This window comes from Neobacillus sp. SAB-20_R2A (assembly GCF_049568635.1).
Classification (GTDB): domain Bacteria; phylum Bacillota; class Bacilli; order Bacillales; family Cytobacillaceae; genus Neobacillus; species Neobacillus citreus.
On sequence record NZ_CP145895.1, the window covers coordinates 4,740,900 to 4,756,382 of the forward strand.

A 15,483-nucleotide genomic window follows, 5' to 3' on the forward strand; every position below is an offset into this window, starting at 1 on the left:
TAATAAAAAAAAGCTATTGAATAATAGCATACAATAGCCATCATAATAAATTTTATCTCCTATTGCTATTTTTCGTCAAGTAATCCTGGAAAACTATTTTTTCACTAAAACATTTAACGATATAGGTTCTACCTGAATTTCTGCGCCTTGAAAAACTTTTTTTGCAAAAATACAGGCAGAATCTTTGTCGGCTAAAATGCTCCATTCTCCGTTTGGAATATTAACCTTATGAGAAGTTAAGGAAGGATTAGTGATTAAAATAACGACAGAATCTCCCTGTTGAAAAGAGCATCCCAAAATTGGCGATGGAAGTGGCAACCTGCTTACTTGATTGCGAATTTCTGCTGCGGTTCTAAACCGGAAACAAGGGTATTCTTTTCTGATTTGAATAAGCCCTTTTATATAATCCACATTTTCTTTAAATTGACTTTTGCGATTCCAATCCAGTTGGTTTATGGAATCTGGAGATCGGTAGCTGTTACCTTCACCTTGTTTTGTTCGAAAAAATTCCTGACCGCTGTGAAGGAAAGGAATTCCCTGCGCGAGAAGAACGATCCCTGTCGCAAGACGATGATACCTCATTTTAACAGCATCATCGACATCCGGCAGACAAGATTGCAGCTTATCCCATAGGGTATGATTATCATGGCATTCCACATAATTGATGGATTGGACTGGTTCATTAAAGATTCCTGCCCCTTTGGTCCTCAACCCAATACTTCCAGTAATCATTTCAAAGGCCGCCTCGAGATATTGTTTATTCCCTAAAGCATATCCTTTATCCAATATATTAAAGGTACTCCCCTTGATGGTATCGCGAAACTGGTCATTAAACTGGGCAATATCGGGCAGCTTTGCCTGATTGGCGATAATTGCCTTTTTCTGAAAAGGAAGCGGTGTATTTAAGTTCCAGCCCTCACCGAGGATGATAATACCCTTTGACAGGCTATCACATACCTTTCTGACCTCGTTCATTGTTTCAATATCCAGGATTCCCATTAAATCAAAGCGGAAACCGTCAATATGATATTCCTCCAGCCAGTAGCGGATGGAGTCAACAATAAATTTTCGGACCATTTTCCTCTCTGAGGCAATGTCATTTCCCACACCTGTTCCATTGGCAGGAAGGCCTATTTCGTTATGCCGGAAGTAGTAACCGGGAACAATTTTTTCAAAAGAGGATTCTTCACGGATATAGACATGATTATAAACAACATCCATAATGACCCTGAGGCCGACTCGGTGAATTTGGTCAATTAGATCTTTTAATTCGGATATCCGGGAATACGGGTCAGAGGGATTGGTGGAATAGCTGCCTTCCGGAGCATTAAAATGGAGCGGGTTATAACCCCAGTTATACTCTTTGTTTGGATTCCATTCATCGACTCCTGCAAAATCGTGGAAAGGAAGGAGTTCAAGATGGGTAATGCCCAATCCCTTTACATAGGATAGGCCTGTGGGTTCTCCATCCACACCTTTGGTATTTAGTTCACCAGCACCAAGATATAGTCCTTTATTTTTCACACCGCTTTCCGGATGAATCGTAAAGTCGCGGACATGGGCTTCATAAATGATTGCCTCTACTGGACTGGTCATCGGCGGCAGTTCTACCTTTGGCCGTGCTGTTTTCTCTAAACTAACAATAACTCCATGCTCCCCATTGGCTGATACCGCCTTAGCATACGGATCCACCGCTTCCCGCCATGTTTTGTTAACCTGTACCAGGAAGCTATATTGATACAATTCTAAGTCGCGGTTAATATCTAAACACCATACGCCTCGATCCCCAAGCTTCATTTTTATGATTTCCGCATACTGGGTGGCGGGGTGGCGCAATTTTAATTTCACTTGCGTGGCAGTCGGAGCCCATAATTTAATTTGGGACCTATTACGTTGATACGTTACCCCCAAGTCATTTCCTTCATAAAGAAACTTATTATCAAACGCTTCTGTCCGAATAACTGCCCCTATTTGAAGGTCCGTCCTGCCGCCATGGTCATCAGCAATCACATATTCTTTGCCAAAACAAATCTCATCAGCTAACCGGCAAGTGTATTTCAGATAATTTTCTATAGGAATTTTATCGATGATGTTCAAAGGACTCTTTTCCGCACCGCAGATTAAAGAAAATGAAGATGACTGGCCATTGTGGTAGGAAAGGGGAAGAAGTATCGTAATAATAGTTATTTCATCCAAATAGGCCTGAAAGATCCTTTTAGTGGATTCCATTCGAGTCCCTCTCTTTCAAATCAACTTCGTCCTCATAGCGCATTCGCGTTAACACTTGTAAGGCTTTTGGAATAATCTCTGCCTTTAATGGAATATGTCCAGCATGCTCCCCGTCTCCATGAACATAGAGCTTCACATCTGAACGAATTGTTATTGCTCTTCCTTGAAATGATTTTACCTCTTTGAAATAAATATGCTTCCCCCAAAAAACACTGATAAAAACAATTAAAAGCTTCAATCTTGATAACTCATGAACCACTGTAATATCAAGTAAACCATCCTGCGGTTCAGCAGCAGGTGCAATTTTCATTCCGCCCCCATAGTAAGGCTGGTTGGAGACAGTCACAAACCATGTTTGTTTAAATTTATGCTCTTTACCGTCAATTGATAAATCAATTGTTGAAGTTTTATAACAAAATAGTTCTTTCAGAAGAAAGTAAACATAAACCAGACGGCCCAAAGAGAATTTGTTTAGCAGGGCTTTTACCCGCGAATGATTGACCTGATATGCTATCAATGCATCAAATCCGGCTCCCATATTATTAATAAAATATTGTTCGGACTTGTCCTGCATCGTAATTTTCCCAGCATCCAGCAATGGAGCATCACTTTTCATCAGACGGAGCATCACTTTTAGGGCGGCAGCTGGGTCCGATGGAATTTGAAATCCTCTAGAAAAATCATTTCCTGATCCGCCCGGTATAAATCCTAACGTAATAGTTGGATGGTTAATGATTCCATTCACCACTTCATGAAGTGTCCCGTCACCTCCGACGGCGACGACGATTTTAGAATGGTTATTCTGGACCGCAATTTGCGCAGCCAGTTTTCTAGCATGTCCAGAATACTCCGTAAAAAAAGCCAAATAAGAAATTTCCTCTGCCTTCAACTCCAGCTCAATTTTTCTCCAAATTTTATAACAATGGCCATTGCCGGCTTTAGGATTTATCACAAAGTATAATTCTTTCATATAACCAACCTTTTTTATGTTTGTAAAGGAAAAAGTTTAATGGCTTCATATTTCGGCGTTTGATTAAGATGGGTTTGATATAACACCACTTCTCCAGCTAGAAATGGGAGCGGTTCGGGCTGAAGCTCTTCCCAAATTGTGAGCTGCTCATTTTGGAAGGGAACGTCTCCACGCCATTTTCTTGCCATTGTGATATGTGGGCGAAACGGCCTCTTTTCGAGTGCAAATCCTGCTCCCTCGCATGCTTGGAATACCTTTTTCCGAAGGGCTTGCAACTCGGGGCTTTCTTCTGTGTCCGCCCAAAACACTCGCGGTGAATCCTTCGCACCGAATATCCCCAGGTCATTAATTTTAAGTGTAAATGCTTGTTCAGATTTTATGGCTGATTTGACATTGTTTACGGAAGCTTCAAGCTTTTCAGCTGGTGCAGACCCAAGGAACGCCAATGTGATGTGCAGGTCCAGATGGTGCACCCAGCGCTGGAAAGGAAGCGCTGTCCTTAATTGTTCGATATGATTTTTTAGAATTCCTTTCGTTTCTTCAGGAATTCTTATAGCATAGAAAAAATGAGTTTGATGTTCCACCGGCTTTTTTCATTCCTTTATTTCCATTTTAGTATTTTTTCTTCTCATTATATCTATTTTGCAACAAAGATTATCCGATATTTTTTACATTGAAATTATTTTTATTTATTATAGAAAGTAGAAGTAAAGGAAAGGTAGGTCCCAATAGTGAAAGTTGTCAGTAATATTGCAGATTTAATTGGAGAAACACCTTTAGTCAAACTCAATCGGATTGCTCCTAGAGACGGGGCCTCAGTTTATTTGAAGCTGGAATATTTTAATCCAAGTAAAAGTGTAAAGGACCGAGCTGCTTTTAATATGATTGCAGAAGCAGAGAAGGCAGGAAAGCTAACTCCCGGCGCAACAATCATTGAGCCGACAAGCGGCAACACAGGAATCGGGCTAGCCATGAATGCAGCGGCCCGCGGATATAAAGCCATTATTATCATGCCTGATACAATGACCCAGGAACGCATTAATATCTTAAAAGCTTACGGGGCTGAGGTTGTGCTTACCCCAGGAGATGAAAAAATGCCAGGTGCCATTAGGAAGGCGCAGGAACTTGCCGCTGAAATACCAAACAGTTTTATTCCAATGCAGTTTGAAAATGAAGCAAATCCCAATGCACATCGGACTTCCACGGCTTTGGAGATTGTCGAGGCTGTTAAAGAAATTGGCAAGCCGCTTGGAGCGTTTGTTGCAACAGCGGGAACAGGTGGTACAATTACCGGGACTGGTGAAGTGTTAAAGGAGCATTATGCGAATATAACCGTCCACGTCGTCGAACCAAAGGGATCACCTGTTCTATCAGGGGGCAAACCCGGAAAGCACAAGCTTGTCGGAACAAGCCCGGGATTTATTCCGGAGATTCTGAATCAGGATGTTTATGATGAAATTCATCAAATTAGCGATGAAGATGCCTACGATATTGCGCGTAGATTAGCGACGGAGGAAGGAATACTCGTAGGCCCGTCATCAGGCGGAGCTTGCTTTGCCGCTCTACAGGTTGCCAAGCGTTTATCTCCTGATGAAATCGTTATCTGCATCGCCTGTGATACAGGAGAACGGTATTTATCGAGTGATTTGTTTCAGTTTTAATCCATAGGGCCTCATGATTGGACAACCTGGTTTATTCTCGGATAAGTTTGGTTTACTCTCGCATAAACCTGATTTACTCTCGGATACGCCCGGTTTACTCTCGAATACGCTCAGTTTACTCTCGGATAAATAAAATTTACTCTCGAAAGCCGATTATTCTCTAATATAAAAAGACGTGGACCCTAATCCACGTCTTTTCCCTTATAACGATCCGCATTGTTTTTCAATTTCTTGAGTAAATAAATCCTGTAATCTGCTTGTTAACGGGCCGGGACCCCCGTTTCTAACCTTTTTGCCCGCAACTTCAATGATTGGCATAACCTCACCTGTTGTACTTGATAAGAACACTTCATCAGCAGCAGCCAATTCATCCAGCGTAAATGTCCGCTCCTTAACCGAGATATTGTTGGCAGCACAGACCTGTAAAACAACGTCCTTGGTAATCCCTTTTAAAATCAAGTTATCCGATTGATGCGTGATGACCACGCCATTTTTCACAATAAAAATATTAGTAGAGCTTCCTTCGGTCACATCCTGTCCACGATGCAGGATTGCTTCAAAGCAGCCCTTCTCAGCGGCCTGTTGTTTGGCAAGGATACTGCCGAGCAAATTTAAGCTTTTTATGTCACAGCGAAGCCAGCGGATATCCTCTGTAAGTATCGTTTTCACACCATTTTTCAAATTCGCAGCCGGCCTAGGAAGCTCCTTCGTATAGGCCGTCAGGGCCGGTACCACTTCTTTTGCCGGAAAAGAATGATTACGAGGCGCAACACCCCTAGTAACCTGCATATAAACGATGCCGGTATGCAGCTTATTCTTACCAACCAATTCCTCCAACATTTCTGATAATTGTTCTGTAGAGTATGGTAGCGTTATGCCAATACTTTCTGAACTTTTTACAAAGCGATCCAAATGCTCATTAATGGTAAACATTTTTCCGTTATAGACGCGAATGACCTCATATACTCCATCACCAAATTGATAGCCGCGGTCTTCAATGTCGACCATAGCTTCTGATCGGTCTATCATCGTACCGTTTAAAATGACAAAATTCATATCCAATACTCCTTTTTGTCTGCTTTTAATACTATTTTACCAATATTTTCGTAAAAAACGTAGTCACGGACATTCTGTTTACCTTTATTTAAAGTTTAAACAGAGTTATTTTTACTAAAAATTCAAAAAATTATCATAATCCAAACATGTATCCCCATACCTTATAGTATAAAAATAAAAAAGGAGGCAGAAAATCTCAAAAATTTGAAACCTTGTATGCATTTTTACGTAAACTTTACTATTGTGGTAGAAATTTTCTGAAATTATGGGTACAATATGGTTAGATGTATGACATCTAAGTACCACTTCAATGATTCCAAAAAAGGAGATGTCTGCGCGGAAAAGAAAACTACATATGTTGAAGAATCTTCTTCAAAGAGGCTGTCGGTAGAGGGATTAAGCCATAGGTTTGAAAAAAGGATAGGGAGTGGTTCTTTGAAACCTTCAACTAACCGGATGTTAAACCGCATCAAATGTATCTACATGTTTATCCGCAATAACGGCACTGTAACAACGCAGGAACTTGTAGAGGAATTTGGTATCACTCCTCGCACCATACAACGAGATTTAAATGTCTTAGCCTACAATGACTTGGTAATCAGCCCAAGCCGCGGAAAATGGACAACAACAGAAAAGAAAGTGAAGATGTCATCTTAAATTATCAACTAAAATTTCATTTGAACATAAAAACAGCACAGGGAAAATTTACCTGTGCTGTTTTGTTTTGTTTAACAAGGGAATCACCCCTTTTGGCAGAATATTATAAATAGGTAAACAATCTAAAAGGCGGAATTTATCATGACTATTTATAGCGACTCTTCTATTCTGACTGAAGGAGATGTGAAATTCCTTCTTAATCTATTGCCAAATAATTTAGAACTTCTTCCTGATATTTATCTTTTCGAAAATTGCCAATCTGTAGTTTCATTAATAGGTGCTCACGCCAGCCTGTTTGAACGCTACAGTCTATTAAAATCTATTATTCAAAAAGGAGTTTTTTCAACTTTTAACTTTAAACATAATATAATATTTATTTACCTTTTTAATTTACCTTATAAAGATAAGCATTTAGTCAAACTCCATGGTGCCTATTGTTTATTTCATGAAATCCGTCACCATCAGCAGTTTTCCCTTAATAAACAGCAGTTTCACTCATATTCATTAAATTCAGGACCCTACAGCCAACAATGGGTTGAAAAAGACGCAAACCAATTTGCCGTCAGGTGGATGAGAAAAAACCGGAAATCTATTAATGAAAAATTTCATCTCTCACATTCCTCATGGGATATTAGAGTAAATGAACATAATCGGCTTAGAATCGTCGCAAATTAATATTACTAGTATAATATTTTCTTTGACAAACGAAGAAAAAATGGTATATTAGTATAAAATACTTTAGCACTTAAAAGCGTTTAAGTAAAAAAGAAAAAGTAGGTCGGATTATTGTGAAAAAAGGTCAACAGGATTTAAAAAAAGGGCTATTGCCGAGACATGTACAGTTTATGGCATTAGCAGGAATGATTGGAACAGGTATTTTTAAAGGAAGCTCAGATACGTTGCATATTGCCGGTCCGAGTGTCATTATCACCTATTTAATCGGCGGACTGTTATTGTTTATCGTTATGGCGGCATTGGGAGAGATGGCGCTAGCAAACCCCAATTACAACGTCCAGCATCTTGTCCATAAAGCCTTTGGATTCCGCTTTTCCTTTATCGTCGGTTGGCTTTATTGGATTAACTGGATTCTCGTCACCATCGTGGAACTCCTGGCCGCAGGAAGCTTCTTGCAATTTTGGTTTCCGACTGCCCCGCTATGGCTACTAAGTTTTATATGCGCAGCGGTAATAGTTGGGATCAATCTTTTTCAAGTAAAATATTATGGTGAACTTGAATTTTGGTTTGCCGGAATCAAAATCCTTGCCTTAGTGGCTTTTATTATATTAGGAGCGTTACTAATATTTGGATTTATTCCAAGCACCGTACATGACCCGGTATCAAATTATACAGGAAACGGTGGATTTTTCCCTAATGGTATTGGCGGCATCATGAGCGCCTTTTTGGTTGTTATGTTTTCATATGGAGGCGCAGAGCTAATTGGAGTTGCCGTTACAGAAACGAAAGACAGTGAGCGTGTTCTGCCGCAAATTATTAAAGGTGCCATTTTCCGTGTAATCATTTTTTACATTTTTCCAATCCTTGTTATTTGCGGAATTATGCCTTGGAATAAGGTAACCGGCGAGGATAGCCCCTTCGTTCAGGTATTCAGCAGCGCCGGACTGCCGGGTGCGGCCCACATCATGAATTTTGTATTGTTAACAGCTGTTTTGTCTGCTGCCAATTCTGGCATTTATGCAACTTCAAGGACACTGTTTTCAATGGCCCAAAGTGGTGTAGCACCGAAAGGACTAGCCAAGACATCTGCAAACGGAATTCCTATTGCAGGGATCTCCATTACAAGTGTTTTTATTGCAGCGGGGGTTTATCTTGCCTATTTAACCCCCAGCCAGGTCATCAGTTATCTAATGACCATCCCCGGATTTACAATCATGTTAATTTGGATTAGTATTTGCCTTGCGCAATTAAAGCTCCGCCCATATTATAACGAAAAACCGAGATTTCTAGTAAAATGGTTCCCGTACACTACCATTTTCGCTGTTATTTCCTTAAGCACCATCTTTATTATGTTTTTGCTTAACCCTAACAATTTAATTGGGTCAAGTGTTTGTGTAATTACTGTTGGAGTATTAGTTATCCTTTCATTTTTTACACAAAACAAAGGAACTAATCTAAACATAAAGCCATCTAGCACATTTTAAAAGGCAGCCCCAAAAGGGTCGTTGAATGGCGACTCAATTGGGGCTGCGCTTTTTCTTTTTATGACTTTCTACGTGACCGTTTTTCCGTTTTAGATAATATTTTTCCCATAAAAGATTTCGTCCATTTCAAACTTAATTCTCTCTGTTATTTCAATAACCTCATCAGGTGACAATCTATCTTTTGTATAGCCAAATAAATAATGATTAAGGTCAAATTCCCTCAACTTACATTTGGTGTGAAAAATGTTCTCTTGATAGACATTCACGTCAATCATATCAAACATTTCACCGACGTCCTCAGGAATATAGTTTTGGATGGAGCTAATTTCATGATCAATGAACAGCTTATATCCATCCTTATCACGCGTAAAGCCTCGAACACGATAATCAATTGTCATCACGTCCGTTTCAAAGGAACGGATTAAATAATGGAGCGCCTTAAGAGGCGAAATCTCTCCGCATGTAGAAACATCTATGTCTGCTCGAAATGTGCTGATTCCCTCGTCAGGATGATATTCAGGGTATGTATGAACGGTAATGTGACTTTTATCTAATTGGAGGACTACAGATTCCATCAACGGACCAGGTGATTCCTCAAAGATTTCAGACGGTGCATTTTCAACCGGTCCTTCCGATACTAAGATAGTGACACTTGCTCCCGCAGGCTCGAAATCCTGACTGGCGATGTTTAATACATGTGCTCCTATAATGTCTGCTACATCCTTTAATATCCTAGTTAACCGCTCTGCACTGTATTGCTCATCGATATATTTTAAATATGCTTCCCTCTCTTCTCTCGTTCTTGTAAAACAAATATCATACATATTAAAACTTAATGATTTCGTCAAGTTATTAAAGCCGTGTAATTCGATACGTTGTTGATGTGTTAATTTCATTTCACTTCCCCCTAAAGACCTTTTTCGCTTATAAATAATATTAATTTACCCATTAATCGTCATTTTTATGGGAATTATCATTTAGAAACAGGTGCAGAGTGTTGCCACTGTTTTATTTTTTTGAAGAAAACCTTAATTTTTTTCAAATTTCGGAGGAAAATAATTGAAGGATTGACAATGAGGTGAAGAAATGAAAAAAAGGTTTTTAATAGTATTGATATTCCTATTACTAATGCCGAACCTTACGAGAGCAGAGCCAAGAAGCAGCAACAAGGTGATGGTTGCCTTTGTAAGGGATGGGTTCCTCTGGACAAAGATAAATGGTAAGGAAGAAAAAATTACAAAAGAGCCGGCAAAATATCCATATCCACCCCATTGGTCCCATGATGGCAAATGGATTGTGTATCAAGTCGAACCTAAAGAGAAGCTTAGCCCCAATGTAGAATTCCAGACGGAGATTTGGGTATACAATCTAGAAACGAAAAAACATAAAAGAATAACTCTAGATGGATCTAATCCGAAATGGTCCCCCGTGGAAAACCTTGTTGCGTTTAAAAGCGGCGGTGTCTTAAATGTCTCGAATCTTGAATCTTTTTATAATATTGCCCTTGGTGTGGGAGACTACAATTGGTTTCCGGATGGACGGTCTTTCATCACAAGCTCGGGGGCTTCCCTAAGGCCTGATGGATGGACCAATCCTATTCTCTACAAGATTGGGCTTGAAAGGAATTTAGACAAAATCACTAGCCTCACTAAGAATGTGAACAAGTTTTATACGATTCCCAGTGAATTGAAAAAAGGGGACGTCAGTTTGTTAGCAATTGATGCGACCGATTTTAAATTTTCTCCTGATGGAAAATGGATTTCCTTTATGGTTAGCCCTACTGCCTCTTGGTCAATGGACAGCAATTTGGTTTGTGTTATCTCGTCTGATGGGCAAACGTTTGAAGTTTTAGACGAAATTATTTGGGAAGTGGGGGCACCCAAATGGGCGTTTCAGCAAAATCGGATTGGATATATCGCGGGAGGCGGGAGAATTGTCTCCGGCTTTACGAACAAAGATATGAAGGTCACGGACCTGCCTGCCTTTCAAACCACCAGCCTGACACCAGCCCATTTTGCAGAATTAGGCTTCTCTTGGAAGGATGACCATTCTCTTTTTGTCTCAAGGGTAAAAGAAAGTGAATGGTCAAATAACCCAAAACAGCGGCCTGACCCATCGTTATTTTTTATAAAAATCGGCGATTCATTACAGAAACAAATTACCTTTCCGCCAAAGGACTATGGAGATTACGATCCCATATATCTTCCAGCAGCTGGTAAAATAACTTGGCTGCGATATCAGGATATAGCCATGACAACAAGAGACTTATGGATTTCAGACCCTGATGGTAAAAACGCAAAGGTATGGATCCAAAACGTCGTGGGCTATGATTTTTTTGAGTGAATATCCTTTTTTATAATTATTATAATTTAATATTGATTATAATATTATATATGTTATAATTTAAATAGATAGAAAAATAGGAGGAATGCTAAATGACACTAGAGAAAGTTCTTAACCAACAAATTGCAAACTGGAATGTATTATATACAAAGCTTCACCGTTTTCACTGGTATGTAAAGGGACCTCACTTCTTTACATTACATGCTAAATTTGAGGAATTATATGAGGAAGCCGCAGCAACCATTGATGAATTTGCTGAGCAATTACTTACCATCGGCGGCAGCCCAGTCTCAACCTTGAAGGAATATTTGGAAATCGCAACAATCAAGGAAACTACAGATACTTTGAAGGCTGAGGAAATGGTCCAGTCCATTGTAAAGGACTTCACACAAATCATCGCTGAATTACAAGCTGGAATGGAAACAGCTGAACAAAACAATGACGAAGTAACCAGCGACATGTTCTTGGGACTGAAAGGCAAACTTGAGAAACATAACTGGATGTTAAAAGCCTTTTTAGGTGCTTAATCACATATTTTGATGCATAAGAACCGTCCCCTTGCATCAAAAAAGCAGTCCGAATTTCAGGCTGCTTTTTTTCATGTTATTTGATAATTTTTTAATAACTCTAGTTCTTCATCTGACAATTCCCGATATTCTCCGAGTTCGAGCGTTTCATCCAGCTGCAATGGTCCCATCGATATCCGCTGTAAATAGACGACTCTTTTGCCCACAGCTTCGAACATTCTTTTCACTTGATGAAATTTCCCTTCGGTAATAGTCAGCTCGATATCTGAGCGGATACCGGATTTTATGATTTTCAGCTCACCAGGCTTGGTCAAATAGCCATCATCTAGGACAACACCTTTTGCGAAGGCTTTCACATCGTCCTCTGTTACTTCACGATCAATAACAGCAAAATAGGTTTTCGGAACATGCTTTTTCGGTGATAGAAGTCGATGCGCCAATTGACCATCATTCGTAATCAACAGCAAGCCCTCTGTGTCCTTGTCGAGGCGGCCGACAGGAAACGGTTCATACACCTGATCCTCCATCTCCAGTAAATCAATGACGGTTTCATCTACGTTATCCTCTGTTGCAGAAATTACTCCTGGAGGCTTGTTCATCATTAAATAGATAAATTCTTTGTATTCAATCACTTCCCCGTTTAATGTCACGGTTTGTGTATTTGGATCCACATGCTGCTTGGCATCCTTGATGACAACATCATCTACTTTAACAGCACCATTTTTCAGAAGCTGTTTAACTTCCTTACGGCTGCCAAAGCCAAGGTTGGCAAGCATTTTATCAATTCTCAACAGCTTTTCTCCTTCCAAATAATTTTAATTTGGATAGTAAACGGTCTACTCTATTTCCAAATAAGCGGCGGGCCAGACCCGTTTTTACTCCAAGGTAAAAATAAATACCAGCGCCAACCCCTGCACTTATTAAAATAATGGCCACAGATTGAAGCTTTGATTCCGGTGATAAAAATAACAATAAAAATCGATAAACAACCTCTGTGCCAACCCACATCAGTCCGGCAAAAATGGCAATCAATAAGCTTCTCCGCCAAACCAGCCGGAACGGATATTTGGCAAATTTCTTAATGATAATGATATTAATGATTATGGAGGCTGTGTAGCCAAGTGTCGTTGCCAACACCGCCCCTTTTATTTCCATCAGCTCAATCAGGGGTATATTTAAGGTTAATTTGATTAATAAGCCGACAAGCAAACTCAATATCGTAAAACGCTGTTCATTGATTCCCTGCAGGATTGCGGCTGTTACAGAGTAAAGCGAAAACAATATCGCAACAGGAGCATATGTGCTTAAAACTCCCGCGCCCAATAAATTATGTTCATAAAACGCCGTATAGACAGGCTCAGCCAGCAAAGAAAGCCCGATTGCTGCCGGCAACGTCAAAAACAAAAGCACTTGAAAGGTTTGGTTCAACTGATGATTTAAACTTTTTCCATTCCCCTCCACAAACGCCTTTGTGATGCTTGGGACAAGCGCTAAAGAAAAGCCTATAGCTAACGAAACAGGGATAATGACGATTTTATGCGATTCAAAATTCAAAATAGAAAAATAATCTTCCGCCACTTTTGCCTTTCCGATGGCAGCCATGGCCTTCGTAAAGGTAAATTGATCAATTGCTTGAAACAATGGATTAGCAATTCCAACCAGCACAAACGGGAAAGCAGAAATAAAGATTTCCTTGTAAATTTCCTTTAGTGATATATCTATTGTGCCTTTGTCATGGGTTAGAAGTTCGTCCAAATATGGCTTTCGTTTATACCAATACCAAAATAAAACGAGCAAGCCTCCGATAGCCCCGGTAAAGGCGGCAAAGGTTGCAACACTGACGGCGGTAACCATTTTTCCATGAAAAACTTGAAGGACGATATAGGCTCCCAAAAGCGTAAAGGTAATCCTGACGATTTGTTCGATTACCTGAGAAAGAGCCGAAGGCCCCATTGATTGATGGCCCTGAAAATAGCCTCTAATGAGACTCATAAATGGAACCACTATTAAGGCAAAGCTGACTGCTCGCATGACAGTGGTAACATTTCCTATATTTGCTTTTTCATCACCTATACTCATTTCCGCTAAAACGGGTGCAGCAATATACATTACCAAGAAGGCGGCAAAACCAGTTGCCAGCATGATCACTAAGCCGGATTTAAACAGCTTCCTGCCAACCGCATACTCTTCGAGTGCATTATATTTGGAAATAAATTTAGAAACAGCCAGCGGAACTCCTGCCGTTGCAATACTGATAAAAATGGTATATGGGACATACGAAAATTGGTAAAGAACTGTCCCTTCCCGGCCAACTATTTGAAAGAATGGAATAACATAAATAAGTCCGAGAATTTTTGAAAGAATCGTTCCAACCGTTAATATAAAGGTTCCTCTTAATAGCTTAGATTGCATAGAATCCCTTCCTGCTTGCAGAAATACGTGCGCATTCGTTTAGAAAAAAATTCGACTTTTTTTGCACACTATTGATAGTTTACAACTTCTTCTCCCTCGATGCTACTCACAACCAAAGCAAATTTATGAAAAGTCGTTTATTTTCCTTATGTTATGCTTATAATGAAGTGAATATATTTTAAGTTGGTGTATATATGGAATTTGATTGTATAGTCATAGGCGGCGGGCCATCCGGACTAATGGCAGCCATCGCCGCAGGGGAAAAAGGCGCTAAGGTGCTGTTAATTGATAAAGGGGACAAGCTTGGCCGAAAGCTGGCCATTTCCGGAGGCGGCCGCTGCAATGTCACAAACCGCCTGCCTGTTGAAGAAATTATTAAGCATATTCCCGGAAACGGCAAGTTTTTATATAGTGCCTTTTCGATATTTAATAATGAAGATATCATTGGTTTCTTTGAAGGGTTGGGAATTACCTTAAAGGAAGAAGACCATGGGCGGATGTTTCCGGTAACAGACAAAGCCCAATCAGTCGTCGATGCACTGTTATCTCAATTAGAAAAATTACAGGTCAAAATTTTTAAAAATTGCGCTGTCGCCGAGGTCTTATATGAAAACGGACAAACCGCGGGAGTCCTGTTAAGGGACGGACAAACGATTGCCGCGAAATCGGTTGTAATTGCAGTCGGGGGCAAATCCGTTCCGCATACAGGGTCAACCGGGGATGGCTATGCCTGGGCAGAGAAAGCTGGCCATAATATTACAGATTTGTTCCCTACCGAAGTGCCAGTAACTTCCGCTGAGTCTTTTATTAAAAATAAAACTCTTCAAGGTTTGTCACTCCGGGATATTGAATTAAGTGTATTGAACCCAAAAGGGAAACCCTTGATTTCCCACCGCATGGACATGATTTTTACCCATTTCGGAATCAGCGGGCCGGCCGTTCTGCGCTGCAGCCAGTTTATTGTCAAGGCGATGAAAAAGTGGAATTTAACACAGGTAACAATGAGTCTTGATGCTCTCCCTGACCGCAACGAGGAAGAGATTTTTCAAGAGATGATGAAGCTTGTAAAAGCCGAACCGAAAAAAAGCATCAAAAATACGTTTAAAGGACTATTGCCTGAACGGTACCTGTTATTTCTGCTCGAACAAAACGAGATTGATACTTCGGCACAGGGCGGAACGATTGCGCATGAAAAAATCCGCAGTTTCGCTAAGAACTGTAAGCAGTTCGAATTTAAAGTGAATGGAACGCTCTCAATCGAAAAGGCATTTGTCACCGGCGGCGGGGTCTCTGTCAAACAAATAGACCCAAAAACAATGGGATCGAAACTTATGGATGGTTTATATTTTTGCGGAGAAATCCTTGATATCCACGGATATACAGGTGGATATAATATTACCTCTGCACTTGTGACCGGGAGACTAGCAGGGACCAACGCTGCCCTCTCTGCCAAAAAACAATGGGCCTGA

14 protein-coding genes are annotated in these 15,483 nt (G+C 40.3%); 7 read left to right on the forward strand and 7 right to left on the reverse strand.

Features of this window, described 5'->3' with window-relative positions; translation table 11 throughout:
* Positions 1 to 93: 93 nt before the first annotated feature.
* The 3 genes from pulA to thpR are packed head-to-tail and all read right to left on the reverse strand — an operon-like array spanning position 94 to position 3,783.
* Entirely contained in the window at positions 94 to 2,229 is a 2,136-nt protein-coding gene (gene pulA, locus V5M37_RS23285) for a type I pullulanase (protein ID WP_423799336.1), read from the reverse strand.
* Complete coding sequence (locus tag V5M37_RS23290) at positions 2,216 to 3,199, reverse strand: diacylglycerol/lipid kinase family protein (RefSeq protein WP_423799337.1); 984 nt, start codon at positions 3,197 to 3,199, stop codon at positions 2,216 to 2,218. Before V5M37_RS23290 ends, pulA begins: the two co-directional genes overlap by 14 nt.
* 14 nt (positions 3,200 to 3,213) lie before the next feature.
* Positions 3,214 to 3,783, reverse strand: coding sequence for an RNA 2',3'-cyclic phosphodiesterase (thpR, locus tag V5M37_RS23295; RefSeq protein ID WP_423799338.1), 570 nt, complete (start codon positions 3,781 to 3,783; stop codon positions 3,214 to 3,216).
* A gap of 147 nt (positions 3,784 to 3,930) precedes the next feature.
* Between thpR and cysK the strand changes: the two genes are divergently transcribed.
* Entirely contained in the window at positions 3,931 to 4,860 is a 930-nt protein-coding gene (gene cysK, locus V5M37_RS23300; RefSeq protein ID WP_423799339.1) for a cysteine synthase A, read from the forward strand.
* Positions 4,861 to 5,061: 201 nt separating this feature from the next.
* On the opposite strand, the gene dat is transcribed toward cysK, so the two are convergent.
* On the reverse strand, positions 5,062 to 5,916 hold the full coding sequence (dat, locus tag V5M37_RS23305; RefSeq protein ID WP_423799340.1) for a D-amino-acid transaminase: 855 nt from the start codon (positions 5,914 to 5,916) through the stop codon (positions 5,062 to 5,064).
* Between the two features lie 435 nt (positions 5,917 to 6,351).
* Here dat and V5M37_RS23310 point away from each other — a divergent pair, with 435 nt between their 5' ends.
* From V5M37_RS23310 to V5M37_RS23320, 3 genes are all read left to right on the forward strand, one after another.
* Entirely contained in the window at positions 6,352 to 6,573 is a 222-nt protein-coding gene (locus V5M37_RS23310; RefSeq protein ID WP_173058944.1) for a DeoR family transcriptional regulator, read from the forward strand.
* A 141-nt stretch (positions 6,574 to 6,714) separates the two neighbouring features.
* The gene (locus V5M37_RS23315) at positions 6,715 to 7,248 is read left to right on the forward strand and encodes a hypothetical protein (protein WP_423799341.1); all 534 of its coding nucleotides are present in this window, start codon (positions 6,715 to 6,717) and stop codon (positions 7,246 to 7,248) included.
* A 113-nt stretch (positions 7,249 to 7,361) separates the two neighbouring features.
* Positions 7,362 to 8,732 carry an amino acid permease gene (locus tag V5M37_RS23320; protein ID WP_423799342.1) on the forward strand — a complete coding sequence of 457 codons (1,371 nt, stop codon included), beginning with the start codon at positions 7,362 to 7,364 and terminating at the stop codon, positions 8,730 to 8,732.
* Positions 8,733 to 8,821: 89 nt separating this feature from the next.
* Here V5M37_RS23320 and speD read toward each other — a convergent pair whose 3' ends face one another.
* Positions 8,822 to 9,628, reverse strand: coding sequence for an adenosylmethionine decarboxylase (speD, locus tag V5M37_RS23325; RefSeq protein WP_423799343.1), 807 nt, complete (start codon positions 9,626 to 9,628; stop codon positions 8,822 to 8,824).
* Positions 9,629 to 9,818: 190 nt separating this feature from the next.
* Here speD and V5M37_RS23330 point away from each other — a divergent pair, with 190 nt between their 5' ends.
* The gene (locus V5M37_RS23330; protein WP_423799344.1) at positions 9,819 to 11,075 is read left to right on the forward strand and encodes a TolB family protein; all 1,257 of its coding nucleotides are present in this window, start codon (positions 9,819 to 9,821) and stop codon (positions 11,073 to 11,075) included.
* Between the two features lie 92 nt (positions 11,076 to 11,167).
* A complete protein-coding gene (locus V5M37_RS23335; RefSeq protein WP_423799345.1) occupies positions 11,168 to 11,602 on the forward strand; it encodes a Dps family protein in 435 nt (144 codons plus the stop codon).
* Between the two features lie 71 nt (positions 11,603 to 11,673).
* Here the strand turns inward: V5M37_RS23335 and V5M37_RS23340 are convergent, their stop codons facing one another.
* Positions 11,674 to 12,393 carry a pseudouridine synthase gene (locus V5M37_RS23340; RefSeq protein ID WP_378584342.1) on the reverse strand — a complete coding sequence of 240 codons (720 nt, stop codon included), beginning with the start codon at positions 12,391 to 12,393 and terminating at the stop codon, positions 11,674 to 11,676.
* Entirely contained in the window at positions 12,383 to 14,014 is a 1,632-nt protein-coding gene (locus tag V5M37_RS23345; RefSeq protein WP_423799346.1) for a putative polysaccharide biosynthesis protein, read from the reverse strand. The genes V5M37_RS23340 and V5M37_RS23345 overlap by 11 nt, the downstream gene beginning before the upstream one ends.
* A 194-nt stretch (positions 14,015 to 14,208) precedes the next feature.
* Here V5M37_RS23345 and V5M37_RS23350 point away from each other — a divergent pair, with 194 nt between their 5' ends.
* Entirely contained in the window at positions 14,209 to 15,483 is a 1,275-nt protein-coding gene (locus V5M37_RS23350) for an NAD(P)/FAD-dependent oxidoreductase (protein ID WP_423799347.1), read from the forward strand.

Excerpts from the sequence above, each read along its gene's own strand:
- V5M37_RS23350 (WP_423799347.1), top strand. The coding sequence starts at position 14,209 with ATGGAATTTGATTGTATAGTCATAGGCGGCGGGCCATCCGGACTAATG.
- dat (WP_423799340.1), bottom strand. The coding sequence starts at position 5,916 with ATGAATTTTGTCATTTTAAACGGTACGATGATAGACCGATCAGAAGCT.
- V5M37_RS23345 (WP_423799346.1), bottom strand. The coding sequence starts at position 14,014 with ATGCAATCTAAGCTATTAAGAGGAACCTTTATATTAACGGTTGGAACG.
- V5M37_RS23330 (WP_423799344.1), top strand. The coding sequence starts at position 9,819 with ATGAAAAAAAGGTTTTTAATAGTATTGATATTCCTATTACTAATGCCG.
- V5M37_RS23335 (WP_423799345.1), top strand. The coding sequence starts at position 11,168 with ATGACACTAGAGAAAGTTCTTAACCAACAAATTGCAAACTGGAATGTA.
- pulA (WP_423799336.1), bottom strand. The coding sequence starts at position 2,229 with ATGGAATCCACTAAAAGGATCTTTCAGGCCTATTTGGATGAAATAACT.
- speD (WP_423799343.1), bottom strand. The coding sequence starts at position 9,628 with ATGAAATTAACACATCAACAACGTATCGAATTACACGGCTTTAATAAC.
- V5M37_RS23290 (WP_423799337.1), bottom strand. The coding sequence starts at position 3,199 with ATGAAAGAATTATACTTTGTGATAAATCCTAAAGCCGGCAATGGCCAT.
- V5M37_RS23315 (WP_423799341.1), top strand. The coding sequence starts at position 6,715 with ATGACTATTTATAGCGACTCTTCTATTCTGACTGAAGGAGATGTGAAA.